The sequence below is a fragment of the Acinetobacter sp. YH16052 genome (assembly GCF_013417155.1).
In the GTDB taxonomy this organism is placed as follows: domain Bacteria; phylum Pseudomonadota; class Gammaproteobacteria; order Pseudomonadales; family Moraxellaceae; genus Acinetobacter.
On the sequence record NZ_VPEO01000163.1, the window covers coordinates 1 to 1321 of the forward strand.

The 1321-nt window shown below is 39.9% G+C and carries 1 protein-coding gene and 1 pseudogene; both read left to right on the forward strand.

Annotated features, from left to right (window positions below; genetic code table 11):
- Positions 1–1168: pseudogene (locus tag FTV42_RS16960) on the forward strand (BREX-1 system adenine-specific DNA-methyltransferase PglX); the annotation flags it as partial.
- The coding region (locus FTV42_RS16965) for an AAA family ATPase (RefSeq protein ID WP_180039259.1) at positions 1165–1321 on the forward strand (157 nt) is incomplete at its 3' end. The pseudogene FTV42_RS16960 and the gene FTV42_RS16965, both read left to right, overlap by 4 nt.

Below are 1321 nucleotides of genomic sequence, written 5' to 3' on the forward strand. Positions count from 1 at the left end.
GGTTTTTTCAAATAATTTAATAACAACATTAGGTTTATTAAATTCAAAAGTTGTTTTCTACTATATGAATCTTATGAATCCTACCTTACATTTTGGAGTTGGCGAAATAAATAAACTTCCATTTGATGTACAAGCAGCTAATGAAGAAAATATTAAGGTTTGTGTTCAATTATCTAAATATGATTGGGACTCCTACGAAACCTCATGGGACTTTACCCAAAACCCCATTATTCGTAGCCAACAGCCAAACTTAGAACTAGCGTTTAACACATGGCAACAGCAAAATACTGACGCCGTGGCTGAAATGAAACGCTTGGAAGAAGAAAACAATAAGCTGTTTATTGATGCTTATGGTTTACAGGATGAACTTACACCAGACGTACCAGATGAACAGATCACTTTAACTCGTGCCGACCGTGAAAAAGACAGCCAGCGTTTAGTTTCTTATGCACTTGGTTGCATGATGGGACGCTATAGCCTAGATGAACCTAGCTTGATCTATGCCCATGCAGGCAATCAAGACTTTGATCCTAGTCGTTATCAGACATTCCCAGCCGATGCTGACGGTATTATTCCACTCACCGAAATGCACTGGTTTGAAGATGATGCTACACACCGTATCCAAGAGTTCTTAACTGCAGTGTGGGGTAAAGACACACTAGACGCTAATATGCTGTGGTTGGCAGAAAGCTTGGATAAAAAAGCTAGTGAAACCGCTGAAGACACCATTCGCCGTTATCTTGCTAGTAAATTCTATAAAGACCACATGCAAACCTATAAAAAGCGTCCGATCTACTGGTTATTTAGCAGTGGTAAACAAGGTGCTTTCCAGGCGTTAGTGTACTTGCACCGCTATAACGAAAGTACCTTGGCACGTATGCGTACCGAATACGTGATGCCGCTGATTTCCAAAATGGCTGCCTATGCTAATTCTCTGGAAACAGCGAAAGAAACTAGTGACTCTGCGGCTGAAATCAAACGCATCGAGAAAAAACTGCAAGACTTGCATAAGCAACAGGCTGAACTCAGTACTTTTGAAGAAAAGCTGCGTCATTATGCCGATCAGCGTATTACGTTAGATCTGGATGATGGGGTGAAAGTCAATTATGGCAAGTTTGGGGACTTGTTGGCTAATGTGAAGGACATTACTGGAGATAAGTCTCAATGATAGTAGGAATCTTTCTTCGATATTTTAAAACATATCAAGGCATTAATTATATCCCTATTACTGATGAGGACAGATTTTGTGGTCTTGTTGGCGAAAATGGGATAGGCAAAAGTTCTGTTTTGGAAGCATTGGATTGTTTTTTTAATGGAAAAG